Source organism: Corynebacterium sp. 2571A (genome assembly GCF_055700935.1).
In genome coordinates this window covers 336,577-359,532 of record NZ_JASTTE010000003.1, presented here as the reverse complement: position 1 = coordinate 359,532, position 22,956 = coordinate 336,577, and the positions used below count along the sequence as shown (strand labels likewise).

Annotated in this window: 21 protein-coding genes; 8 read left to right on the top strand and 13 right to left on the bottom strand. The window is 67.0% G+C overall.

The window, feature by feature from the left end:
* Positions 1-7: 7 nt before the first annotated feature.
* Positions 8-1,090, top strand: coding sequence for a glutathione S-transferase family protein (locus QQS53_RS08060; RefSeq protein ID WP_472775342.1), 1,083 nt, complete (start codon positions 8-10; stop codon positions 1,088-1,090).
* A 6-nt stretch (positions 1,091-1,096) separates the two neighbouring features.
* Here the strand turns inward: QQS53_RS08060 and QQS53_RS08055 are convergent, their stop codons facing one another.
* A complete protein-coding gene (locus tag QQS53_RS08055; protein WP_472775341.1) occupies positions 1,097-1,972 on the bottom strand; it encodes a LysR family transcriptional regulator ArgP in 876 nt (291 codons plus the stop codon).
* 69 nt (positions 1,973-2,041) lie between these two features.
* On the opposite strand from QQS53_RS08055, the gene QQS53_RS08050 reads away from it, so the two are divergent.
* Complete coding sequence (locus QQS53_RS08050; protein WP_472775340.1) at positions 2,042-2,752, top strand: LysE/ArgO family amino acid transporter; 711 nt, start codon at positions 2,042-2,044, stop codon at positions 2,750-2,752.
* Between the two features lie 47 nt (positions 2,753-2,799).
* On the opposite strand, the gene QQS53_RS08045 is transcribed toward QQS53_RS08050, so the two are convergent.
* Both QQS53_RS08045 and gatB read right to left on the bottom strand, forming a co-directional pair.
* Positions 2,800-4,224 carry a YkvI family membrane protein gene (locus QQS53_RS08045; protein WP_472775339.1) on the bottom strand — a complete coding sequence of 475 codons (1,425 nt, stop codon included), beginning with the start codon at positions 4,222-4,224 and terminating at the stop codon, positions 2,800-2,802.
* A 362-nt stretch (positions 4,225-4,586) separates the two neighbouring features.
* Positions 4,587-6,092, bottom strand: a complete 1,506-nt coding sequence (gene gatB / locus QQS53_RS08040) for an Asp-tRNA(Asn)/Glu-tRNA(Gln) amidotransferase subunit GatB (protein ID WP_472775468.1) — start codon at positions 6,090-6,092, stop codon at positions 4,587-4,589.
* 65 nt (positions 6,093-6,157) lie between these two features.
* On the opposite strand from gatB, the gene QQS53_RS08035 reads away from it, so the two are divergent.
* Complete coding sequence (locus tag QQS53_RS08035; protein WP_472775338.1) at positions 6,158-6,949, top strand: DUF4261 domain-containing protein; 792 nt, start codon at positions 6,158-6,160, stop codon at positions 6,947-6,949.
* 45 nt (positions 6,950-6,994) lie between these two features.
* Here the strand turns inward: QQS53_RS08035 and QQS53_RS08030 are convergent, their stop codons facing one another.
* Together QQS53_RS08030 and QQS53_RS08025 are read right to left on the bottom strand one after the other, a co-directional pair.
* Positions 6,995-8,026, bottom strand: coding sequence for an ATP-dependent 6-phosphofructokinase (locus QQS53_RS08030; RefSeq protein ID WP_472775337.1), 1,032 nt, complete (start codon positions 8,024-8,026; stop codon positions 6,995-6,997).
* 10 nt (positions 8,027-8,036) lie between these two features.
* On the bottom strand, positions 8,037-9,473 hold the full coding sequence (locus tag QQS53_RS08025) for an MFS transporter (protein WP_472775336.1): 1,437 nt from the start codon (positions 9,471-9,473) through the stop codon (positions 8,037-8,039).
* 94 nt (positions 9,474-9,567) lie between these two features.
* Here QQS53_RS08025 and QQS53_RS08020 point away from each other — a divergent pair, with 94 nt between their 5' ends.
* Entirely contained in the window at positions 9,568-9,891 is a 324-nt protein-coding gene (locus QQS53_RS08020; RefSeq protein ID WP_472775335.1) for a hypothetical protein, read from the top strand.
* Positions 9,892-9,966: 75 nt separating this feature from the next.
* Here QQS53_RS08020 and QQS53_RS08015 read toward each other — a convergent pair whose 3' ends face one another.
* Positions 9,967-11,034: a siderophore-interacting protein gene (locus QQS53_RS08015; protein ID WP_472775334.1), complete on the bottom strand. Its 1,068-nt coding sequence runs from the start codon at positions 11,032-11,034 to the stop codon at positions 9,967-9,969.
* A gap of 169 nt (positions 11,035-11,203) precedes the next feature.
* Here QQS53_RS08015 and QQS53_RS08010 point away from each other — a divergent pair, with 169 nt between their 5' ends.
* On the top strand, positions 11,204-12,220 hold the full coding sequence (locus tag QQS53_RS08010; protein ID WP_472775333.1) for a formamidase: 1,017 nt from the start codon (positions 11,204-11,206) through the stop codon (positions 12,218-12,220).
* 110 nt (positions 12,221-12,330) lie between these two features.
* Here QQS53_RS08010 and QQS53_RS08005 read toward each other — a convergent pair whose 3' ends face one another.
* The 4 genes from QQS53_RS08005 to QQS53_RS07990 form a co-directional block, all read right to left on the bottom strand.
* The gene (locus tag QQS53_RS08005) at positions 12,331-13,239 is read right to left on the bottom strand and encodes an META domain-containing protein (protein ID WP_472775332.1); all 909 of its coding nucleotides are present in this window, start codon (positions 13,237-13,239) and stop codon (positions 12,331-12,333) included.
* Positions 13,240-13,341: 102 nt separating this feature from the next.
* Positions 13,342-14,835 carry an Asp-tRNA(Asn)/Glu-tRNA(Gln) amidotransferase subunit GatA gene (gene gatA / locus QQS53_RS08000; protein ID WP_472775331.1) on the bottom strand — a complete coding sequence of 498 codons (1,494 nt, stop codon included), beginning with the start codon at positions 14,833-14,835 and terminating at the stop codon, positions 13,342-13,344.
* Positions 14,836-15,132 (bottom strand): Asp-tRNA(Asn)/Glu-tRNA(Gln) amidotransferase subunit GatC, encoded by a 297-nt coding sequence (gene gatC, locus QQS53_RS07995; protein ID WP_368519703.1) that lies wholly within the window; start codon positions 15,130-15,132, stop codon positions 14,836-14,838.
* A gap of 163 nt (positions 15,133-15,295) precedes the next feature.
* On the bottom strand, positions 15,296-16,105 hold the full coding sequence (locus QQS53_RS07990) for a sulfite exporter TauE/SafE family protein (RefSeq protein ID WP_472775330.1): 810 nt from the start codon (positions 16,103-16,105) through the stop codon (positions 15,296-15,298).
* 208 nt (positions 16,106-16,313) lie between these two features.
* Here QQS53_RS07990 and QQS53_RS07985 point away from each other — a divergent pair, with 208 nt between their 5' ends.
* The gene (locus tag QQS53_RS07985) at positions 16,314-17,000 is read left to right on the top strand and encodes an ACT domain-containing protein (protein WP_472775329.1); all 687 of its coding nucleotides are present in this window, start codon (positions 16,314-16,316) and stop codon (positions 16,998-17,000) included.
* Here the strand turns inward: QQS53_RS07985 and QQS53_RS07980 are convergent.
* Both QQS53_RS07980 and ligA read right to left on the bottom strand, forming a co-directional pair.
* Positions 16,997-17,767: an HAD family hydrolase gene (locus QQS53_RS07980; RefSeq protein WP_472775328.1), complete on the bottom strand. Its 771-nt coding sequence runs from the start codon at positions 17,765-17,767 to the stop codon at positions 16,997-16,999. The two genes, QQS53_RS07985 and QQS53_RS07980, sit on opposite strands and share 4 nt — an antisense overlap.
* A 62-nt stretch (positions 17,768-17,829) precedes the next feature.
* Positions 17,830-19,908: an NAD-dependent DNA ligase LigA gene (gene ligA, locus QQS53_RS07975; RefSeq protein ID WP_472775327.1), complete on the bottom strand. Its 2,079-nt coding sequence runs from the start codon at positions 19,906-19,908 to the stop codon at positions 17,830-17,832.
* Positions 19,909-20,015: 107 nt separating this feature from the next.
* Between ligA and QQS53_RS07970 the strand changes: the two genes are divergently transcribed.
* Positions 20,016-20,687, top strand: coding sequence for an exonuclease domain-containing protein (locus QQS53_RS07970; RefSeq protein WP_472772059.1), 672 nt, complete (start codon positions 20,016-20,018; stop codon positions 20,685-20,687).
* Positions 20,688-20,834: 147 nt separating this feature from the next.
* Positions 20,835-21,989 (top strand): AAA family ATPase, encoded by a 1,155-nt coding sequence (locus tag QQS53_RS07965; RefSeq protein ID WP_472775326.1) that lies wholly within the window; start codon positions 20,835-20,837, stop codon positions 21,987-21,989.
* Here the strand turns inward: QQS53_RS07965 and QQS53_RS07960 are convergent.
* Complete coding sequence (locus QQS53_RS07960; protein WP_472775325.1) at positions 21,986-22,930, bottom strand: uroporphyrinogen decarboxylase/cobalamine-independent methonine synthase family protein; 945 nt, start codon at positions 22,928-22,930, stop codon at positions 21,986-21,988. The two genes, QQS53_RS07965 and QQS53_RS07960, sit on opposite strands and share 4 nt — an antisense overlap.
* Positions 22,931-22,956: the final 26 nt, after the last annotated feature.

Sequence of the window (22,956 nt, the reverse complement as noted above, 5' to 3'; positions counted from 1 at the left end):
AGGAACCATGACCGACAAGAACCAAGACTGGGCCGGCGACCCGCACAACGCCTCCCCCGACGGCGAATTCGTCCGCGACACCAACTACATCACCGACCGCTTCGTCGCCGGACTCACCGAGCGCCGCAACAACGACGACGGCACCGTCAGCTGGCCGATGGCCCCCGACCGCTACCGGCTCATCGCCGCCCGCGCCTGCCCGTGGGCACACCGCTCCGTCATCACGCGCCGCCTGATGGGCCTGGAAGACACCCTTTCGCTGGGCCTGGCGGGACCGACCCACGACGTGCGCTCCTGGACCTTCGACCTGGATCCCGACGGCGTCGACCCGGTCCTGCGTATCCCCCGCCTGCAGGACGCCTACTTCGCCCGCTTCCCCGATTACCCGCGCGGGATCACGGTGCCGGCCATCGTGGAGGTGGCCAGCGGCAAGGTCGTGACGAACGACTACAACTCCATCGTGCGCGACTTCATCACCGAGTGGACCGACTTCCACCGCGCCGGCGCCCCTAACCTCTACCCCGCCGAGCACGCCGCCGAAATCGACGAGCTCAACGATTACATCTTCCGCAACATCAACAACGGCGTCTACCGCTGCGGTTTCGCCGGCAGCCAGGAGGCCTACGAAAAGGCCTACGCGGACCTCTGGGAGGCCCTCGACTGGGTCGAAGAGCGCCTGGGCCAGCAGCGCTACCTGGTCGGCGAGCACCTCACCGAGACCGACATCCGCCTCTTCGTCTCGCTGGTGCGCTTCGATCCGGTCTACTACTCCCACTTCAAGTGTTCCCGCCACAAGACCTCCGAACTGCCGAACATCCGGGGCTACCTGCAGGAGCTTTTCCAGATCCCGGGCTTCGGCGACACCACCGACTTCACCGAGATCAAGCAGCACTATTTCATCGTGCACAAGGAAGTAAACCCCACCCAGGTCGTCCCGGTCGGCCCGGACATGTCCTGGCTGGCCCAGCCGCACGACCGCGACCGCTTCGGCGGCAGCCCCTTCGCCGAGGGCACCACGCTGCCCGGCGCCCTGCCGAAGGGCGAAGAGCTCAAGAACCCGGAGCCCTTCCAGGAAGAGCTCTTCGACTAAGCCGCGCTAGGCAACTAGCCCCTCCCCGGCGGCGCGCACGACGGAGTCCGTCAGCTCCTCGAGCACCTCGGATTCAAGCCGCCAGCGCTGCCAGTACAGATCGACGTCCAGCGGGTCGCCGTCGAGCAGCACGACTTGCCCGCTGTCGAGCAGCGGCCGCGCCTGGGCCTCGGCCACCAGACCCCAGCCCAGGCCCGCGCGGACGGCCTCGACGTAGCCCTCCGCCGACGGGATCTCCGAGATATTGGCCCGGATAACATGCGAGTCGATGAAGCGCTCTTGCATAGCGTCGTCGAGCACTTGGTCGTGCGGGCCGTACATCACCACCGGCATCTGCGTCCACGACATGCCCTCCGCCGTCCGATGCCGCCGCGCCAGCCCCGGCGCCGCCACCGCCACCAGCCTCTGCTTGCCCAGGTATGTCGACTCGCAGCCGCTGACCGGCAGCTCCTCGCGGGTTACCGCGCCGAGGACGTCGCCGCGCCTCAGCATCGCCAGCGTGCGGGCCTCGTCCTCGATGAGCAGGCGCAACGATGCCTTGCCCCCGTCAGCCACGTCCTCCAGCACTGGGCGGAACCAGGTCGCCAGGGAGTCGGCGTTGACGGCCACGGACAGGGGCACGCGGGCCAGCCGTTTTTGCAGGCGGGCGTTGGTCTCGGCCTGGACGAGGGCCATGCGGCGGGCGGCTTGGACGAGGACTTCGCCGGCATCGGTGGCCATCACGGGGGTCGAGCGGCGCAGCAGGACGCGGCCGGTGCTGGTCTCCAAGGCCTTGACGCGCTGGCTGACGGCGGAGGGTGATACCCCTAACACTCGGGCGGCGCCGTCGAAGCTGCCTTCGTCCACAATTGCCAGCATGGTTTCCAGATGAAGCGGGTTCATGAAGCATAGCTTAACTAGATTTAGTCTGATTAACTAGACTTCACTTGTTCCCGGCGGCACACTAGAGATATGTCGATCATCGTAGCCGGTTTTGCCCTGGGTATCTCCCTCATCGTCGCCATCGGACCCCAGAATGCCCTCCTGCTGAAACAGGGCATCCGCCGCCACGCTATCGGCGTGGTGATAGCTATCTGCGCGGCCAGCGACATCATCATGATCCTCGGCGGCACCGCCGGCGTCGGCTTCCTGGTCGACCGCTTCCCCTGGGCGCTGACCATCCTCAAATACGCGGGCGCGGCCTACCTGGCCTATTTCACGTTCCTGTGCTTCCGCGACGCCCTCACCCCCGACGGCAAGGCCCTGGACGCCGACGCGACACCCAACAAGACCGAGGAGATCGAATCCTTCGGCCAATCCCCCGATTCCCGTGGCGGCGTGGCCACCGTAGCGACGAAGACCCGCCGCGTCATCCGCCGCAAGATGGAGGAAAAGACCTGGCTCAAGCCCGCCCTGGCGGCCGTGGCCATCTGCTGGCTCAACCCGGCCGCCTACGTCGACGTGCTGGTCATGCTGGGCGGGGTCGCCAACCAGTACGGCCCCGACGACCGCTGGCTCTTCGCCGCCGGCGCCATCTGCGCCAGCCTGGTCTGGTTCCCCACCATCGGCTACGGCGCGGCCAAGTTCTCCGACGTTCTGGCGCAGCCGAAGGTCTGGCGGGTCATTAACTTCGCCATCGGTTGCATCATGATTGGCCTGACCATCAAGCTCCTGATGCACTAAAAGCCCCGCCGGAGAGTACGTCTCCGCGGGGCCAATAGGTCATCTAGCTAGTTCTTCTGCTCGCGAGCAGAAGCGTCGGTGCCGGTGGTCTCGGCATCGTCGGCCTCGGGGTCCCCGGAAGCGCCGGTTTCCTCGATCCACTGCTTGATTTCTTCCTCGGAGCGGCCTTCCTCAACGTTGTCGCGCTCGGTGTAGTAGCTGACGTCGTTGCGCTTTTCGTCGTAGTCCTCGAGGTCGAAGTCGACTTCCTCGTCGCTGTCGAGGTCGCCGGTGACCTCCTCGACGATGTCGTTGTAGAGCTCCTCGCGCTCCAGATTGGAGTCGACCAGCTGCTGGCCAATCTCGTCGTCGTAGCGCGCGGCGTCGTATTCCTTATCCGGGTGCAGCTTCAGGTGCAGCAGGGCACGGATGCGCTCGCGGCGCACGCCCTCGTCCTTGATCTGGGACTGGCTGCGGAACCAGGCGAAGACCAGGATGGCCACCATGACGATGCCCATGTAGCCGATGACCGGGTAGACGTAGTTCATCAGGGTCTTGAAGCCGGCAAACGAGACCGCGAAGCCGGCCAGGCAGCCCGCGACGAAGATGACGCGGTAGCGGCCCTCGTGGCCCGCGGACAGGCGCTTGCCCAGCGCGTAGAACATGCCGATGGCGGTGTTGAAAATCATCAGGTAGATGATGACGGCCATGATGCCGCCCAGCACGGAGCCCATCTCGTCGACGAGCATCAGCATCGGGATGTCGGAGTCACCGATCTTGTCGGCGTTCAACAGCAGGGAGAAGCCCGCCATGCCCATCATGATGAAGTAGATGACACCGCCGATGATGCCACCCAAGCCGGCCTCGCGCGGGCTGATGTTGTCGCCGCCGATAACCAGGGACATGGACACGGCCAGCATCAGGGCCAGGCCGTTGTAGTTGAGGGCGGAAACCAGCCAGTTGCCAATGGGAGAGTCAATCTGGGAGGAGTGCTCCATCGCCAAGCTGACGTTATCGGGCATGTTACACAGCGTGTAGATGAAAACCAGGATGACCGCGATGATGATGGTCGGGGTCAGCGCGCCGATGACCTTAGAGACCTTGTCGACGTCCAACATGCCGCAGACCAGCACGAGGACAAGCATCAGCAGGGAGCCGACCCAGGCCGGCCAGCCGAACTGCTGCTCCATGTTGGAGCCGGCGCCGGCGAGCATCACGAAGCCGATGGCGAACAGCGTGATGACCACGGCGATGTCTAGCAGCTTGGAGACAATCGGGTGGGTCACGCGGCGGAAGACGGTGTTGTGCTCCGCGGCGTGGAAGTAGCTGCCCAGCTGCAAGAAGACGGTGCCGGCCAGCGTCATGATGATGCCGGCGACGATGATGCCCCACACGCCGTTGGCGCCGAAGGAGGTGAAGTATTGCACGATCTCCTGGCCCGTCGCGAAGCCGGCGCCAACCAGCAGGCCGACGAAGGCCAAGGCGATGCTCATTGATTTGGTAATAGACACAACTTTCCTAGTTCTGCTAGACAATTCTCAAGTCTCAAGCGCGCACCGGCGGCTAGGGGCCCAGCCAAAGAACTTGGCGGGCCCGGCCAGCCTGTGCCCGCCGCGGCCCGAGGGAGCAAGCATGCAACTCGACCTCTGGCGCAGCGAAGTGGCGCGCGCTGTCGTTTAAAGAGCATAACGCACCAGCACCAACCACCCCGTGTGCGGTGCAGCCAGTTCACCCCTACCTGTGAGACACCTAACGTTTAGCCGGCCCTTTCGGCAGGAAAGGCCGCCAAATACGCCACAGACCCGCGGATATCATTTTAATAACATCCGCGGGTCCTGGCAGACCGCTGTGCGGTCTAGTTGAGCTTTTCGGCAATCAACTTGTTGACCTGGCCCGGGTCGGCCTTGCCCTGGGTGGCTTTCATGACCGCGCCCACGATGGCGCCGGTGACCTTCTTGTTGCCGGCGCGGTACTTCTCCACGATGTCCGGGTTGGCGGCCAGGGCGTCGTCGACGGCCTTCTCGATGGCGCCGTCGTCGCGGACGACCTCGAGGCCACGCGCGGCGACGACCTCGTCGACGTCACCCTCGCCGGCCAGCACGCCGTCGACGGCCTGGCGGGCCAGCTTGGTGGTCAGCTTGCCCTCGGCCACCAGGGCGCACACGCGGGCGACCTGCTGCGGGGTAATCGACAGCTCGGCCAGCGCCACGCCGGCCTCGTTGGCCTTGCCGGAGAGGTAGGCGACCCACCAGGAGCGGGCATCGGAAGCTGGGGCGCCGGCCTCGACGGTGTCCACGATGAGGTCGAGGGCGCCGGCGTTGACCAGGTCGCGCATCTCCTCGTCCGTCAGGCCCCACTCCTTCTGGATCCGGGCGCGGCGGACCCACGGCAGCTCCGGCAGCGTGGCGCGGATTTCTTCGACCCATTCGCGCGGGGCGATGACCGGCGGCAGGTCCGGGTCGTTGAAGTAGCGGTAGTCCTCCGCGGTCTCCTTGGGGCGGCCCTTAGAGGTGGTGCCGTCGGCTTCCTGGTAGTGGCGGGTCTCCTGGACGATCTCGCCGCCGTCCTCGATGACCTGGGCCTGGCGCTGCATTTCGAAACGCACGGCCTGCTCGACGGATTTCAGGGAGTTGATGTTCTTGGTCTCGGTGCGGGTGCCGAACTCCTCCTGGCCGATGGGGCGCAGGGACAGGTTGGAGTCCACGCGCATGGAGCCCTGGTCCATGCGGGCATCGGAAACCCCCAGGGCGGCCACCAGGTCGCGCAGGGCGGAGACGTAGGCCTTGGCGACCTCGGGGGCGCGCTCGCCGGCGCCGATGATCGGCTTGGTGACGATCTCAATCAGCGGGATGCCGGCGCGGTTGCAGTCCACCAGGGACTTCGTCGCGCCGTGGATGCGGCCGTCGGCGCCGCCCAGGTGGGTCAGCTTGCCGGTGTCTTCCTCCATGTGGGCGCGCTCGATCTCCACGCGCCACTCGGTGCCGTCCTCGAGCTGGACGTCCAGGTAGCCGTCGTAAGCGATGGGCTCGTCGTACTGGGAGATCTGGTAGTTCTTCGGCTGGTCCGGGTAGAAGTAGTTCTTCCGGGCGAACCGGGAGGACTCCGCGATGGAGCAGTTCAGCGCCAGCCCAATCTTGATGGCCCATTCCACGCCCTTGGCGTTGACGACCGGCAGCGCGCCCGGCAGCCCCAGGGACACCGGGTCCACGTTGCTGTTCGGGGCGGCGCTGAAATTGGTGGCCGAGGTGGAAAACATCTTGGTTTCGGTGTCCAACTCGACATGCACTTCCATGCCCATGACGGGTTCAAACTTTTCCAAGACCTCATCGAAGTCCATCAGGTCATACATCGCAGCAGTCATGCGTGCCATCTTAGTACGTTATTTTTCTTCGCCGGCAACTGGTCTTTTTTCCTATGCTGGGGCGCATGGATACCCCGAATAGCGTAGCCCCCGACCTTGTCAACGCCCCGTTGGTCAACGTCGTCTACTGCCGCACCTTACCCACCGAGAAAGAATTAGCCGCCGCCGTGCGCGACACCTTCGGCGACCAGCTCAGCCCGCTGGAACCCGGCCCCTCGCCGGAACTGCAGGTGGCCCAGGCCCGCGACTGCACCATTTCCTTCAAGCTTGTCGATGCCGCCCCAGATCTCAGCGAGGTCGAGCCCCACCCGGAGCTCAACGACGGCTCGGTCGACGTGGCCAGCGCCGCCAGCTACCTGCTGGTTACGGTCTTCCCCGACAACGCCCACCTAGAGCGCGGCACGAAGTACCGGGAGGACCGCCTGCGCCAGCTCAACATGCTGTCGGTGGCCACGCTGGCCGCGCTCAAGGCCCCGGGGGCACTGGCGGCCTTGGTGCCGCGGGCCGGGGTGACCATTAGCGCGCCGCGCTTTATCCAGCTAGCCGACAGCGGCGAACTGGCGATGACGGCCGCGGGCGTCTGGGTACGCCCCTCCGAGGGCGCCGACCGCTGGTACGCCTACTCCGTCGGGCTGATCCAGGCCGGGCACCCGGAGGTCCAGATCCGGAACGCGCCCGGGGATCCCAACGACTTCTACGCGGTGCTGCGCGGGCTCGTTTCCTATGTCCTAGACGGCAACACCGTCCGCGCGGGCGACTCCCTGACTATTGCCGAGGACCGGGCGGCCATCACCGTTGCCGAGGACAGCTGGGTGGTCGACCCGCAGCTGCCGGCGCTGCGCCTGGACGTCGCGTAGGCGCTGCCCGCGGCACGTGCCTGCCGCGGGCAGGGCAGCGCCACGCTAGCCGAAGAGCGCCTTGGCGGTGGCGTAGCGGGCGGGCGGGACGACCTTGAGCTCGCCGACGGCATCGGCAAGCGGGACCAGCTCAATCTTCTCGCCGTGCAGGGCCACGCACTGGCCGGACTTGCCGGCGTGGGCGGCCCGGGCCGCGTGGACGCCGTAGCGGGTGGCCAGCACGCGGTCGTAGGCGGTCGGGGTGCCGCCGCGCTGGATGTGGCCGAGCACCGTGGTGCGCACGTCGTAGCCGGTGCGGCGCTTGATCTCGTCGCCGATGACCTGGCCGATGCCGTTGAAGGTCTGGTGCCCGAACTGGTCGGTGTCGCCCTCGGTGAAGTCCATGGTCCCCTCCTTCGGGAGGGCGCCCTCGGCCACGCAGATGATGCCGTACTTCTCCCCCATCTGGAAGCGGCGCTCCATGGCCTTGGTGATTTCGGCGATGTCGAAGGGTTCTTCGGGGATGACGGTGTAGTGCGCGCCGCCGGCCATCCCGGCGTGCAGCGCGATCCAGCCGACGTGGCGGCCCATGACCTCCACGATGAGGATGCGGTTGTGGGACTCTGCGGTGGTGTGCAGGCGGTCGATGGCGTCGGTGGCCACGGAGACGGCCGTGTCGAAGCCGAAGGTAAAGTCGGTGGCGTTGACGTCGTTGTCGATGGTCTTCGGCACGCCGATGACCGGGACGCCGTTGTCCGCCAGCCACTGCGCACCCTTGAGGGTGCCCTCGCCGCCGATGGCGATGAGCGCGTCCACGCCGGCGTCGGACAGGTTCTCCTTAATCTGGTCCAGGCCGGCCTTGAACTTGTCCGGGTGCAGGCGGCCGGTGCCCAGGATGGTGCCGCCGCGCAGGAGGATGCGGTCGATCTCGGCATCGTCGTAGAGGTCGCGGCGGCGGTCTTCCATGAGCCCTACCCAGCCGTCTTCGTATCCGACCACCGTGTCGCCGAATTCGCTAGAGGCGGTGCGCACCACGGCGCGGATTACTGCATTCAGCCCGGGGCAGTCGCCGCCGGAGGTCAAGGTGGCAAGTCGCATGCTAACCAGCTTAACGCCTCTTGGCCTCCGCTGCCCCGCCGTGGAGAGTATCCCGGAAGAAGCTGACGGTTAGCAGGCCCACGGCCAGCGCCGCGACAATCGCCCAGAGGGAGTGCGCCAGCCCGGCTCCCAACCCGAAGGCGGACTGCCCGGCCTGCATGGCCGCCGAGACGACCGCCACACCTATCACCGAGCCGACTTGCCGGGCGGTGTTGTAGGCACCGGAGGCCGCGCCCATGAGCGAGGCCGGTAGGTCTCGCATGGAGGTTGCGGAGTTCGTGCCCCAGATAAACGACTGGCCCAGGCCTAACAGCCCCAGCGGCAGAGCCAACCACACCGGCGCCTGCCCGCTAAGCATCACCCACCACGCGAGGACGAAAGAACCGAGCGAAACCGCGAAGCCGAACTGCGACAGCGCCCGCGGGTGCAGCTTGTCTACCAAGATCCCGGCAAACGGGGTCACCAGCATGGAGACCACCGCCATGGGGACCACGATGAGTCCGGCCTGGTTGGCCGGCAGACCCTGCACGTCCTGCATCCACATCATCATCGGCAGCATCATCGCCGCGGCCATGAAGCCCATGGTGGAGATAGAAGCCACGCCCAGGCGGTAGTTGCGGTCGGCGAAAAGCTCGGGCGGGATGAGCGGCTCGGTGCCGCGCCGGCGGGCCGTGACTTGTAGGCGCGCGAAGATACCCAGCCCGACCACGCCGACGGCCAGCAGCGCCCAGATCCACCAGCGCCAGCCGAGCTCGGGGCCCTGCTGGATGGCGAAGACGATGGCGGCCATGGAAAGGAGGGAGACGGCGGCGGAGGTGGCATCGATAGCGCGGGCGACCGTGGGCAGCTTCGGCACCCAGCGGGTGGCCAGGATGATGGCGGCCGCGGCGAAGGGCAGGTGGAGCCAGAAGACGCCGTGCCAGCCGACCAGGCTGACCATGAGCCCGCCGGCCACGGGCCCGGTTAGGGAGGCTAGTGAGCCGACGATGCCCCACACCCCGAGCGCGCGGCCGCGGCGCTCTCGGGCGAAAACGCGGTTGATGACGGACATCGTCTGCGGCATCTGGATGGCAGCACCCAGGCCTTGGACGGCGCGGGCGGCGATGAGCCATTCGATGCTGGGAGACAGCGCGCACAAGAGCGCGCCCAGGGCGAATATCCCGACGCCAAGGCGGAACATCAGGCGCTGGCCGTAGATGTCGCCCAGGCGGCCGGTAAACAGCAGCGGGACCACCACGGCGAGCAGGTAGATGGACGAGACCCACATCGCTTGGTTGAGGGAAGCACCCATGTCTACGGCGATGGCGGGCAGAGCCACGGCCACCATGGTCTGGTCCAGCAAGGAGATGAAGAACCCGAGGCTCAGCGCGATCATCGCGCGCCACGCCTGCGGTTCGGGCAGAACCGTCGATGCCGCGGGCTGCGGCGGGGTCGTATCACGCGTCATGGTCAACGAGTCTAGCCGCCGCCGTCTTCGCTAAAACGCCGGACGCTGTCCGCGCCTGTTTACCGCGGGTCGGAAGCCGGACTAGTGTGGTGGCATGGGAATGATTGATATCAAGAAGCCAGAAAACGTCAGCACCGCCACGACCGTTGCCCTGGGGCTTATCGGCGGTTGGGTCACCGCCAAGGAGACGGGCATCCGCCCGCTGGGCGGCGTCATCCTGGGCGCCGCGGGCCTGTGGGCGGGTCGCTCCTGGGCCGCGAAGACGGATGCCACCACCACCGCCGGCCTGTCGGCGCTCTACCTGGGCGCGTTCGGCGCCTCGCACCCGCTGGCCAAGAAGATCGGCGCGTGGCCGTCCGTGCTGGCGGTGACCGCCGCGACCGCCGGGGCCGCCTACGCCCTCTCGGACGCCAAATAAGACAGCGCCCAGTAGCACGGCGCTAAGTAACAAGACGCTAAGTAATAAAAGGAAATCTGCGCGCGGCGGGATGAATTAATCCGCCGCGCCTTTTTCTTCGGCCTCCATGGCCGCGACGAATTCGCCCTTGGTGGACTGCCACAGGTCCTCGGTCATGCCCAGGCGCCAGTAGCCGGAGATGGAGGCATCGGCCTTGTCGACGCCGTTTTCCTTGAATAGGAAGCGGCGCAAGTCCTTGATCATCTCGGCCACACCGTGGATGAACCAGCTGGTGTGACCGGCCGGGATTCCGTTTTTGCGGACCGCGGCGGCCAGCGGTGCGCCCGGCGTGGCGCCGTTGCGGTAGACCCACTGGATGGTGGCGTTCGGGCGCTGGGGCATCTCGATTTCGTGGCCCGGGGCTTCGACCTCGACGAAGGCGGTTGCTTGCGCGCCCGGGGGCAGCTTCTCTAGGGCGGCGGCCACGGCTGGGGCGGCGGCCTCGTCGCCGGCTAGGACGAAGGTGTCGTAGCCGGGCTCGGGCTTGAACTTGCCGCCGGGGCCGGCGAAGCCGAATTCTTCGCCCACCTCGACGTCGCGGGCCCAGGGGCCGGCGAGGCCGGCATCGCCGTGCAGGACGAAGTCGACCTCGCACTCCCCCGTGTCCGTGTTGACGCTGCGCAAGGTGTAGGTGCGGGTGACCGGGCGCAGATGCCGCGGCTGGTTGGCGCGGGCCTCGGCCAGGTCGAAGGGCCAGGCGTAGTCCGCGCCCTCGGGCACGAAGAGGATCTTGATGTAGTGGTCCGTCTTGTCGAGCTCCTGGCCCACTAGGTCCGGCGCGGAGATGGTCAGCCGCACCATGTCGGGGGAAATCTGGCGCTTGGCGGTGACGGTGGCGCCGTGGGCCTTGCGCTTGGGTTTGCGCGGCGCCGGTGCCGGCGCTGGGCCGGCGGACGCGGCGGCCTTTTCCTCGCGCCGCCGCAGCTTCTCCGCCCGCTTTTCCTCCTTGCGGGCGCGGCGGGAATCATAGTGGGCTTGGGACTGCCCGGCCTGGAAACCGCGGTCGAAGCCGTTTTCAAAACCGGCGCCGAAGCCTTGGGTGAAGCCGGCCTGAAAACCGGCGCGGTACGGGTCATCAGGGGTGTATGCAGAATTCTCGGTCATCTCGGTAAGGCTACCCTACAGAAATTTTTCTCGCTAGGGGGTTTAGGCCCCGGAACTGGGCAGTCTGGAAACCCAGATGATTCCCCGCCCACAGGAACCACTGTGCCGGCGGTCACACCGTAGCTTGGGTGGTGCCCCCATTTTTCGATTTTTCACAGGAGAGATTCCCATGTCCAGCACCGGCAGCGTTAGCGCCTCCCCCAACGGCCTGCTGATGGCACTTATCCAGTACCCCGTCCCCGTGGTCAACCACCCCGACGACGTGCAGCGCAACGTCGACGAGATCTGCCGCATGGTCGCCAGCACCAAGGCCGGCTACCCGGACCTCGACCTGATTGTCTTCCCCGAGTATTCCTCCTCCGGGCTCAACACCAAGATCTGGTCCTACGACGAGTTCCTCATCGGGCTGGACGACCCCAAGGTCGAGCAGTACAAGGCCGCCTGCCGCGACAACGACGTCTGGGGCGTGTTCTCCATCATGGAGCCCAACCACGAGGAGGGCAAGCCGCCGTTCAACACCGCCATCATGATCGACAACACCGGCGACATTGCCCTGCACTACCGCAAGCTGCAGCCGTGGACCCCGATTGAGCCCTGGTACCCGGGCGATCTGGGCATGCCGGTGGCCGACGGCCCGAAGGGGTCCAAGATTGCCCTGAACATCTGCCACGACGGCATGTTCCCGGAGCTGGCGCGCGAGGCGGCCTACAAGGGCGCGAACGTCTACATCCGCATCTCCGGCTACTCCACCCAGACCCAGGACTCCTGGATCATGACCAACCGTTCCAACGCCTACCAGAACCTTATGTTCACCGCCTCGGTGAACCTGGCCGGCTACGACGGCACCTTCTACTACTTCGGCGAGGGCAACGTCTGCAACTACGACGGCGGCATGATCTCCGAGGGCCACCGCAACCCGGGCGAGATCGTCACCGCGGAGGTCTACCCCACGCTCGCCGATGACGCCCGCAAGAACTGGGCGTTGGAGAATAACATCTACAACCTGGGCAACCGCGGCTACGTCGGCTACCCCGGCGGCAAGACCGAGAACTACCTGACCTGGGTCCGCGACCTAGCCAACGGCGAGTACAAGCTGCCGTGGGACGACGAGGTCCGCATCAAGGACGGCTGGAAGTACTACCCGGACGGCCCGCAACTGGGCCCACTGCCGGACGAATACAAATAAGGGCTAGCCTTCCCCCAGAGACACACTTGACCCCTCCCACAAGCTTGCGGGAGGGGTCAAATTGAGGAATTACGCGGCGGGACTGTCAATATCCGCGTGCGAAGAACGCCTTAGGCCGTGGCACCTGCCGGACCGGTCTGGTCGGCGGTGGTGTCCGGCTGGACGACGCCTTCGTCGTCTACGTTAGCAGTCTCGGCACCGGTGTTCCCAGCCTGGGATGCATCCTGGTTCACTTCCGCCCCCGTGGCAGGGGTCTCGTCACTTGCCGCGCCGGCAGCCTCCGGCTCGGTGGCCGGGGCGCCGTCACCGCTCTCCTCGGCCTGGGCGGGCTTGAACTCGATGGCGTCGTCGCCGGCGGCCAGGGCCAGGGTGGAGTCGTCGAGCTGGTAGATGGCCGGCTTGGACTCGAGGATCTTGGTGATGGCGGCGGCATCGGCCATGGCGGCCGGCTCACAGGCCATCCGGGTCGAGGCGATGGAGCCGACCTCGAGGGCGCCCTCGGAGTCGAAGCTGTACTCGGCGGTGCCGCCGTTGCAGCCGTCCTCGAAGCTCAAGGTGCCGTCGTCCTGGAGGGTGATGCTGACAGCCTCCGGCTTGACGGTGGAGACCAGCTTGCCGGAGATGGTCTTGTTGCCTTCCTTCGGCTGCAGCTTGGTAGCACCCTCCGGCAGGGTGGTCACCAGCTCAGACTTTTCAGACTTTGCTGCCTCGCCGTCCGCGGACGGGGTGGCGGTCGCGGCAGAGTCAGTGGACGCTGCAGACTCAGCGGACGGTGCAGACTCAGTCGACTCGGTGCCGGCGTCAGCGGCGGTCGAGGCGGCCTCACTGTTGGAGCTCAGGCCCAGCAGCTGCTCGAGCAGCTCCGGGGTCACGACGCTGGACAGCTGGTCCACGGCGGACGTTTCCTGGGCAGGTTCTTGAGAATCGGCCGGCGCGGCCAGTGCTGCCGGGGCCGACAGGGCAAGGCCGGCGGCCACGGCGGTCGAAGCGGTCAGGGTCTTGATTTTCTTGGAAACCATGTGCCATAACCTACCGTCACATTCGTCACACGCAACCCATCCGATACAAAAAGAAGGTTCCCCGTATGGAAAAAACAGGGAACCTTCAGGAACCGGCGGTGGTTAGTCCGCGGAGTTGCGGCCGGCCTCGTAGGCGGCGCCCACCTTGTACAGGCGGTCATCAGCAAAGGCCGGGGCCATGATCTGCAGGCCGGTCGGCAGGCCGGAGTCGCTGGCCATGCCCGACGGCACGGACATGCCGCACAGGCCCGCCAGGTTCAGCGGCAGGGTGCACAGATCGAAGTTGTACATCGCCATCGGGTCTTCGACCTTCTCCCCCAGCTTAAACGCCGTGGTCGGGGTGGTCGGTGAGACCAGCACGTCGACCTGCTCGAAGGCCTTGGCGAAGTCCTGGGCAATCAGGGTGCGCACGCGCTGGGCCTGCAGGTAGTAGGCGTCGTAGTAACCCACGGACAGCGCGTAGGTCCCCAGCATGATGCGGCGCTTGACCTCGGGGCCGAAGCCCTCGGCGCGGGACATGCTCATGACCTGCTCGGCGGAGTGGCTGCCGTCGTCGCCGACGCGCAGGCCGTAGCGCATGCCGTCGAAGCGGGCCAGGTTAGACGAGACCTCGCAGGGCATGATCAGGTAGTAGGCGGCCAGGGCGTCGTCGAAGTGCGGGCAGTCGACCTCCACGGTTTCCGCACCCTGGGCGACCAGCTGGTCCACGGCCTGGTGATAGGCCTCCATCACGCCCGGCTGCCAGCCGTCACGTTCGAACTGCTTGATAAGTCCCACCTTGACGCCGCTGAGATCGCCCTGCGCGCCCTCGCGGGCCGCAGCCACGACGTCGGCGACCGGCTTGTCCACGCTGGTGGCATCGAAGGCGTCGTGTCCGGCGATGACCTCGTGCAGCAGCGCGGTGTCCAGGACGGTGCGCGCACACGGGCCGGCCTGGTCCAGGGAGGACGCCGCGGCGATGAGCCCGTAGCGGGAGACGGTGCCGTAGGTCGGCTTCACGCCCACGGTGTTGGTCAGGGCGGCCGGCTGGCGGATGGAGCCGCCGGTATCCGTGCCGATGCCCAGCGGGGCCTGGCCGGCGGCCAGCGCCGCGCTGGTGCCGCCGCCGGAACCGCCCGGGGTGCGCTCGGTGTCGTACGGGTTGTGCACCGGGCCAAAAGCGGAGTTCTCGCTGGACGAGCCCATGGCGAACTCATCCAGGTTGGTCTTGCCCAGGATCGGGATGCCGGCCTCGCGCAGCTTGGTGACCACGGTGGCATCGTAGGGCGAGATCCAGCCCTCGAGCATCTTGGAGGCGGCGGTGGTCGGGGCATCGGTAGTAGTCAGCAGGTCCTTGAGCGCCAGCGGGACGCCGGCCAGGGAGGAGGCCGGCTCCTCACCGGCGTCGAGGGCCTTATCGACGGCATCGGCGGCCGCCAGCGCTTCCTCCGCACCGACGTGGAGGAAGGCGTTGAGCTCGTCGTTGGTCTCCGCGATGCGATCGAGGAAGGCCTGGGTGACCTCGCGGGAGGTCAGCTCCCGGGAGTGGATCTTGTCCGCCAGCTCGGCGGCGCTCAGAGAGGTAATCCCCTCATTCGGGGCGATGAAAGTGCTCATTTATTCTCCTCCCAGAATCTGCGGAACCGCGAAACGATCGTCCTCTGCGGCCGGGGCCTGATCCAGCGCCTGCTCGGCGTTCAGGGTCCGGACCACCTTGTCTTCGCGCATGGTGGCGTTCAGCGAGTGCGGGTGGCTCATCGGCTCCACGCCGTCGGTGTCCACCTTGCCCACCGCAGAGACCGAGTCCACGATTTCATCAATCTGGCTAGCAAACTGTTCGAGCTCTTCCTCGCTCAAGGCCAAGCGGGAAAGCTTAGCCAAGTGCGCGACCTCGTCACGCGAAATCTCCGACACGCGAACTCCATCCCTTCTCTATGTGCGCCGCCCGCGCCGGCCCGTCCCACCCAGCGGGCAGGCGACCAGCGGACCGGGCAAGCGCACGGTAGTTTCTATTTCAAGCTTTTGCTCCTCACCATGCTACTGCACCGCCCGCGCCAGCCGCGTAGGTGGTCTCCGCCTAGACGAACTGCCGCACCAGCGCCACCAGCGCGACGACGACGATCACCGCGCGCAGCACCTGGTTCGGCAGGCGCTTGGCCACCTGGGCGCCGACCAAGCCGCCGACGAGTCCCCCGGCGGCCACCACGGCCACCCCGATCCACAGGATCTCGGCGCCGAAGAACGCCCAGGCTACAAGGTAGACCAGCGCGGCGGTGACGTTAACGAACAGGGACAGGAAGTTCTTCACCGGGTTGATGGCCTTGAGGCTGCGCCCAGTCATCACCGACAGGATGGCCATGTACAAAATCCCCTGGGCCGCGGTGAAGTAGCCGCCGTAGACCGCCGCCAGCCCCATGGGAGCTACCACCCGCGGCCGGCGGTAGGCCTGGCCCACCTCGGCGCCCGAGGCGACATCGTCAGCAGTTGCCTGCCCGGCCTGGGAACGCGCGGCGAGCCAGCGGGTCAGCCTGGGCTGGAAGGTCACCATCACCAGGGCCACCACGATGAGGATGGGGATGACGAAGTCGAGGGCGTGCGACGGCGAGGCCAGCAGCAACAGGGAGCCGGCGGCCGAGGCCACGATGGTCACCGCCACCAGCGGGCCCAGGTAGGGCAGTTCGCGCCGGATTTCCTTGCGGAAACCCCACGCCGAGCCGACCGAGGCGAACATCATGCCGGTGGTGTTGGTGCGCACCGCCACCCCGGGCGGCACGCCCAGGGCCAACAAGACCGGAAGGGTGAGCAAGGAGCCGGATCCCACCGCGGAGTTGATGATCCCGGCCAGCACGGCCATGGCAAAGAGCAAAGCTCCGCTGACAACGGACATGATGGGCTCCTCTCGCCGGGGTGCGTACGCACGCGATTTAACGTGCCTCACATAGTAGTGTGCACACGCTGCGTTTTCGCTACTAGTTTCCGCGTAGATAAATATATAAGGGTACAGGCTATTGAGACTTGCGACACCCGGCAGGTAGTATTTACGGGAAAACAACCCGTCTTCATCGCGCTAGCCACAGAAAGAATTGCCTACTGTCATGTCCTTCCTCATCCGCGTTCTTCTTCCCGACACCCCGGGCAGCTTGGGCCAATTGGCGGACGCGATCGGCATGGTAGACGGCAATATCCAGTCGGTGGACATCGTTGAGAACTTCCCCGACGGCACGGTCATGGACGACATCGTGGTCGAGCTGGCCGCCGGCGGGATGGCCGATTCGCTCATCACCGCCGCCAGCACCGTCGACGGCGTCGAGGTGGATTCCATCCGCCCGTTCTCGGGGCGCGTGGATCGCCGCGGCCAGATTGCGCTGCTCGCGCGCGTGGCCTCCCACCTGCACGACGTGCGCGCCGCGATGACCGAGGTGGTTGCCGCCATCCCGAAGGCGCTGACCTCAACGTGGGCCATCGTGATCGACAACAACGAGCCGATCCACCGTATCGCCAGCTCCGACGCCGCCCCGGAGGACGACGGGACCACCCCGCACGACATCGAGGTCACCCAGGCCCGCGCGCTCAACCCGGAGGTCGACTCCTGGATCCCGGCGTCCTGGTCCCTGCTGGACTCGGCACTCGCGGCCGCCCCGATCGGAGACACCGGCCTGGTCATGGCCATCGGCCGCACCGGTGGGCCGGACTACCTGGCCTCCGAGGTCGAGCACCTGGGCAACCTGGGCACCATCCTGGGCGCCTTCCTCAGCGACGGCCACGCGGGCACCGCGCACTAGGCCAGCAGCCGGCGCAGGCCCTCTGCCGCGCTGCCGACGACGGTCCCGGCGGCCTCCTGGACGTCCCGCGGGGCCCAGGGGAAGGAAAACGCCTGGCGGGAAAGCCGGAACATGGACAGATCGTTCCAGGAATCCCCGAAGCTGTAGATCTCCATCTCCTCCCGGTCCCAGCCGGCGTGCTGGGCCACCCATTCCACGCCGTTTCCTTTGGTGGTGCCGGCCGGCAGGATGTCCACGAAGCCCTGGTTCTTGGTGGACTCCACGGCGAAGTTCTCGCGCGCCCAGCGGTGGATTGCGTCCTGTACCTGCGGGTTATCCGGCGTCCAGGTCGCCACCGCCACGAAGTCTTGGTCCGGGATAGCCTCCGGGGAGGCGTAGGCGACCTCGGTGATGACGCCGGTATCTGCCGTGCTCACGCACTCGCGGAAGCAGTAGTCCAGCCCGGTAGAGGAAATGCCGTAGACGTTCGTGCCCGGGTTCCCGACCAACCCGTGGACCAGCTGGGCCACCGTTTCCCGGTCCAGGCCCGCGTGGTGGACTACCTGCCGGTTCTTGTCCGCGATGACCGCGCCGGTGGCCAAGATGGAATAGTCGAATTCCACGCCGGAGCCGGCCAGCGCCCGGTAGGCCTCGTTGTAGGACTTGCCCGTCGCCGCGACCGCGATATTGCCGGCCGCCTGCCACTCGGCGATGGCCTCGGCAATATCTGGGGCGATCCCGTCGGGGAAATAGATGGTTCCGTCGAAATCGAAAGCGGCAATCTTCATGCGGGGTAATCCTTCCTCGAGGCTTCGGCGGCGGCGCCCGGTAGGCGCTTCAAACCTCCAGCCTATCCGTCCGCGTCTTCGCCGGCTGGCGCGCCGTGGGCCAAAAGCTCCTCGAAGCCGGCCTCGTTAAGGATGGGCACGCCCAGGTCCTGGGCCTTCTGCTCCTTGGATCCGGCGTTGTCCCCGGCGACCAGGAAGTCGGTCTTCTTGGACACGGAGCCGGTGGCCTTCCCGCCGCGGCTGACGATGGCCTCCTTGGCCTCGTCGCGACTGTAGCCTTCCAGGGTGCCGGTGACCACGATGGTAAGCCCCTCGAGGGTCTGAGGGCGGCGGGACTCGGCCGCGACCTCCATGCGCACGCCCGCGGCGGCCCAGCGCTCCACGATGTTGACGTGCCAATCGACCTCGAACCAGGACTTGAAGGACTCGGCGATGATGGTGCCCACGCCCTCGGTCTCCGCCAGCTCCTCGACGTCGGCGGCGCGCAGCGCCTCCATCGAGCCGTAGCGGGTGGCAAGAGCCCGCGCCGCGATGGGACCGACGTGGCGGATGGACAGGGCTACCAGCACGCGCCAGAAGTCGCGCTCCTTGGCCTGGTCCAGGTTGTCCAGCAACGCGTGGCCGACGGTGTTGACCGCGATGTTGTCCGCGGACTTCGGCCCCTTTGCTTTCTTGTCCGCCTTGGAGGTGTAGACGTCGGAGGCTAACAGCTTGTCTTCGGTCAGCTCGAAAAGCTCTGCCTCGTCTTCCAGGATGCCCTGCTCGATGAGGTCCCAAGCGCCCTTCTCCCCCAGCGCCTCAATGTCGAGAGCCTTGCGGGAAGCCAAGTACTCCAGCCGCGCCGACAGCTGCGCCGGGCACGAGCGGGTGTTCGGGCAGCGCCAGTCCGCGTCGCCCTCCTTTTGCGGGGCGAGCGGGGTCCCGCAGGACGGGCAGTTGTCCGGGAAGGTCCACTCGACCTCGCTGCCGTCGCGGGCCTCGACGACCGGGCCTAAGACCTCGGGGATGATTTCGCCGGCCTTGCGGATGACCACGGTGTCCCCCACCAGCACGCCCTTGCGCTTGACCTCGGACTGGTTGTGCAGCGTGGCCATGGAGACCGTCGAGCCGGAGACGAAGACCGGGTCCATCACCGCGAACGGGGTCACGCGCCCGGTGCGGCCCACGCCGACCTGGATATCCCGCAGGACGGTGGTGACTTCCTCGGGCGGGTATTTGTAGGCGATCGCCCAGCGCGGCGCCCGGGAGGTAGCGCCCAGCTGCCGCTGGGAAGCCAGGTCATCGACCTTGACCACGAGGCCGTCCATCTCGAAGATGGCGTCGTGGCGGTGATCGGCCCAGTAGTTCACGCGCTCTATTACCTCTTCCGCCGAGTGCACCTGCTCGGTGTACGGCGAGACCGGCAGCCCCCAGGCCGCCAGGGCCTGGTAGGCGTGGTACTGCGAATCCGGGCTGAAGCCCTCGCGGGCGCCGATGCCGTGGCAGACCATCTTCAGCCGGCGCTTTTTCACCTCCGACGGGTCCTTCATCCGCAGCCCGCCGGCCGCGGAGTTACGCGGGTTGGCGAACGCGGGCTTGCCGTCCTCGACGCGCTCGGCGTTAATCTCGGCGAAGTCCTCCGGCCGCATGTAGACCTCGCCGCGGACCTCGACCAGCTCCGGTACCGGGAAGTCCGCGGTGCCCTGCAGCTGCTGCGGGATGTCCTCGATGACCCGGGCGTTGGCCGTGATGTCCTCGCCGACCTGGCCGTCGCCGCGGGTGGCCGCGGAGACCAAGCGCCCGGAACGGTAGACCAGGTCGATGGAGAGCCCGTCGATCTTCAACTCGGTCAGGTAGGTCTTGGCCGGGGTGCGGTTAAGCCAGTCGCGCATCTCCGCCTCGTTGAAGACGTTGTCCAGGCTCATCATGCGCTCGAGGTGTTCGACGTCGGCGAACGGCGAGGCCGCGCCCACCTCCCGCGTCGGCGAGTCCGGGACCGCCAACTCCGGGTGCTTTTCCTCCAGCTCCTGCAGGCGCCGGAAGAGCTTGTCAAAATCGGCATTCGGGATCACCGGCTGCTCGTTGTAATAGAGCTGGCGATGCCGCCGCACTTCCTGGGCGAGCTCGTTCCATTCGCGTTGCACATCTGCTGGATTAGTCACGGTGCCCCAGTCTAGTCGCCCGGCCGACGTTCCCTCCCCGGCGGGTAAAGCCGCCGCATTTGTCCAGCCAGCCTCGTGTGTCCGGGGTGGCGACTAAGGTGAAAGCCATGAACTTCGACGCGACCCGCATGCTCTCCTTTGACCTGGAAACCACCTCGACCGACCCCCGCTCCGCCCGCATTGTTACCTCCGCGCTGGTCACCATCGACGGCCGCCACGTGGACAAGAAGGAGATGCTGGCGGATCCCGGCGTCGAGATCCCCGAGGCCGCCGCCCAGGTCCACGGGATTACCACCGAAAAGGCCCGCGCGGAGGGCCGGCCGCACGACGAGGTCCTAGAAGAAACCGTAAGCGCCATCAAGCAGGCCTGGGACAACGGCCTGACCCTGGTGGTCTACAACGCGGCTTATGATCTCTCGGTCCTGCGCGCGTTAACCGGGGACTTTACTGTGACCGGCCCGGTCTACGATCCCTTCGTCATCGATCGGGTCATGGACAAGTGGCGCAAGGGCAAGCGCACCCTAGGCGCGGTCTGCGAGCACTACGGGGTCAGCCTGGACAACGCGCACGAGGCGACCGCCGACGCCCTGGCCGCCGCGCGCGTGGCCTGGAAGCAGGTGCGCCAAGTCTTCCCGGAGCTGGCTCAGAAGGACGTCAACGAACTGATGGAGTTCCAGGCCGTGCGCTGGTACCACGACCGGATGGATTTCAAGAAGTACCTGGAGGGCAAGGGCCGGGACGCCGAGAGCGTCTCCACTGCCTGGCCGATGATCAGCTAGGGCTCGACGCACCGCGCCGAAGGCCCCACGACTCCCCGAACTCTCCAGAGTCTACAGAGTCTCCAGAGTCTCCAAGACCTTCATAAGTCTCCCAAGTCTCCACTTTCTCCATAGTCTCCATAGTCTCCAGCTGATAGGATCCGGGCCATGTCTGCATCCTCCGTCCCGCGGGACAACCCGTTCCGCCCCACCTTCGGCGCCGCTCCCCTGTACTGGGTCGGCCGCGAGGTCATCCTCCGTTCCTTCGAACGCGCGCTGGTCGGCACCGCCGGCACTCCCGGGCGCTCCCTGGTCATCAGCGGATCCCGCGGAATCGGCAAGACGGTCCTGCTCAACGAGCTCGAGGATCGCGCCCGCACCCAAGGCTGGATCGTGCTGCGTTCCTCGGGCCGCAGCCCCATCGTGGACGACTTCGTCGAGACCACCATCCCCGCGGCCATCGAGGGCATCAGCCCGCGCCCGACCACGCGGGTCAAGCAGGTGGGCCTCGGCAAGGTGGCCAGCATCGGCTTCGACACCGACGACCAGGCGCCCTACAAGCACAACCTCAACACCCGGCTGCGCGAACTGTCCGGCCACCTCACCGGCACGGGCATCCTCATCAGCATCGACGAGGCCCAGGACGCCTCGCTGGAAGACCTCACCACCATTGCCGTCGCCTACCAGGACTTAATCCGCGACGACCTCAACGTCGCGCTGGTGGTGGCGGGCCTGCCCCAGGGCATCGACAAGCTGCTGAGCCTGCCGGGAGCTACCTTCCTGCGGCGGGCGGAGAAATACCTGCTGGGCCCGCTGAACCAGTCGCTGACGGCGGAGGCCTTCGAGCTGACTGCCCGGGATAGCGGGATCAGCTTCAGCCCGGACGGCATCCAGGCCGCGGTGGAGCTCTCCCACGGCTACCCCTACCTCGTGCAGCTGGTCGGCTCACTGTCCTGGCAGCAGGCGGCCCTCCGCGCGGGCGGTGAGGGCGGCGCCGCCATCACGGAGGCCGACGTCGCTGAGATAGCACCCCAGGCGATCTCCCTCATGGGCACCCAGGTCCACCAGCCGGCGGTCAAGGAGCTCTCCCCGGCGCTGCGGGAATTCTTGGAGGCCATGGCCCAGGCAGCGCCCGCCGACCCGGTGCCGGTGCACGATATCGCCGCGGCGCTGGGCCGGACCTTGCGTTCCCTCTCCGGCACGCGCCAGCGGCTCATCGACGCCGACATCATCGAATCGCCCCGCTACGGCGAGCTCAACTTCACCCTGCCCTACCTGCGCGAGTACCTGCTGGCGCGGGACTCCGGCGGGCGGGTGAGTTAAAGGTCGCCCGCGTCGCGCTCGAGCATTGCGGCGACTCGATGAGCAAGCCGGTAGTCCCTGGCGGGCTCGTTGGGCTGGGCCGGGTAGACGTCCACCGCGTGGGTCAGTAGCGTGCGCGGCAGGCCCAGCCGATCGAGCAGGCGCGCGATAGCGATCGCCACGCCGCGGGCGGCATCCGGCTGGCCGGCCACGGCATCCCCCGCGGTGATGCCCAGGCCCACGCGCGCGCCCGAATCCAGGTGTTGGCCCAGCCCATCCAGGTCTTTGGGGTTGTCCAGCCGCGGCAGGTCGAGCAGCACCGTTTGGGCGGTGCGTGCCAGCTCCCACTGCGGCCGGTCCAGGTGCAGGTACCGGGCCTGGAAGCCCGCCAGGGTGTCCGCAGCGACTTCGGCGGGCACCGCCGCGATGTCGTCGAAGTCGGTCACTCCCGGCAGCGTGCCGGCCAGGATTTGGTCCAGGTAGGGCTCGTCCAGCTGCAGCACGACCTGCGCGCCGAAACGGCGCGCCACGTCGGCGGCATGGCGGGAAATGCCCTCCTGCAGGCCGAGGAAGAGGTCGCGGCGCGCGCCGCTGTCGGTGATAACGCGGTGCCCGTTGGCCAGCTCGATGGCGGCGGATAGGCTCCACGGCCCGACGGCCTGGATCTTGACTTGGGGCACGCTTTCGCCCCAGACTGCCTGGATTTCGTCCAGGTCGCGCTCCATCCGGTCCCAGGCCCGGCGGGTAAGCAGCTGCGGGCGGTCGGTCATCTGCCAGGCGCGCGGCCCGCGGTCGACCGCCACGAATTCCACCAGTCCGGCGGTGCGGCCGATAGCGTCGGAGCCCAGCCCGCGGTCGGGCAGCTGCGGCAGGTGCGGCAGATCGCCGGTCTCCCCCAGCACGATATCGGCGGCCTCCGGCATGGAGGTGCCCGGCATGGGGCCTAGCCCGAATCCTGTCACGCTGTCACTATCTCCTTCGTTGGGTG

Bases quoted from the DNA above. Each gene is read 5' to 3' on its own strand.
- QQS53_RS07990 (WP_472775330.1), bottom strand. From the start codon at position 16,105: ATGTCCGTTGTCAGCGGAGCTTTGCTCTTTGCCATGGCCGTGCTGGCC.
- QQS53_RS08020 (WP_472775335.1), top strand. From the start codon at position 9,568: ATGGGAATGATTGATATCAAGAAGCCAGAAAACGTCAGCACCGCCACG.
- QQS53_RS08025 (WP_472775336.1), bottom strand. From the start codon at position 9,473: ATGACGCGTGATACGACCCCGCCGCAGCCCGCGGCATCGACGGTTCTG.
- QQS53_RS07985 (WP_472775329.1), top strand. From the start codon at position 16,314: ATGTCCTTCCTCATCCGCGTTCTTCTTCCCGACACCCCGGGCAGCTTG.
- QQS53_RS08060 (WP_472775342.1), top strand. From the start codon at position 8: ATGACCGACAAGAACCAAGACTGGGCCGGCGACCCGCACAACGCCTCC.
- QQS53_RS07980 (WP_472775328.1), bottom strand. From the start codon at position 17,767: ATGAAGATTGCCGCTTTCGATTTCGACGGAACCATCTATTTCCCCGAC.
- QQS53_RS08045 (WP_472775339.1), bottom strand. From the start codon at position 4,224: ATGAGCATCGCCTTGGCCTTCGTCGGCCTGCTGGTTGGCGCCGGCTTC.
- QQS53_RS08015 (WP_472775334.1), bottom strand. From the start codon at position 11,034: ATGACCGAGAATTCTGCATACACCCCTGATGACCCGTACCGCGCCGGT.
- gatA (WP_472775331.1), bottom strand. From the start codon at position 14,835: ATGAGCACTTTCATCGCCCCGAATGAGGGGATTACCTCTCTGAGCGCC.
- QQS53_RS07965 (WP_472775326.1), top strand. From the start codon at position 20,835: ATGTCTGCATCCTCCGTCCCGCGGGACAACCCGTTCCGCCCCACCTTC.
- QQS53_RS08050 (WP_472775340.1), top strand. From the start codon at position 2,042: ATGTCGATCATCGTAGCCGGTTTTGCCCTGGGTATCTCCCTCATCGTC.
- QQS53_RS08010 (WP_472775333.1), top strand. From the start codon at position 11,204: ATGTCCAGCACCGGCAGCGTTAGCGCCTCCCCCAACGGCCTGCTGATG.
- QQS53_RS08055 (WP_472775341.1), bottom strand. From the start codon at position 1,972: ATGAACCCGCTTCATCTGGAAACCATGCTGGCAATTGTGGACGAAGGC.
- gatB (WP_472775468.1), bottom strand. From the start codon at position 6,092: ATGACTGCTGCGATGTATGACCTGATGGACTTCGATGAGGTCTTGGAA.
- QQS53_RS07970 (WP_472772059.1), top strand. From the start codon at position 20,016: ATGAACTTCGACGCGACCCGCATGCTCTCCTTTGACCTGGAAACCACC.
- QQS53_RS08005 (WP_472775332.1), bottom strand. From the start codon at position 13,239: ATGGTTTCCAAGAAAATCAAGACCCTGACCGCTTCGACCGCCGTGGCC.
- QQS53_RS08035 (WP_472775338.1), top strand. From the start codon at position 6,158: ATGGATACCCCGAATAGCGTAGCCCCCGACCTTGTCAACGCCCCGTTG.
- QQS53_RS08030 (WP_472775337.1), bottom strand. From the start codon at position 8,026: ATGCGACTTGCCACCTTGACCTCCGGCGGCGACTGCCCCGGGCTGAAT.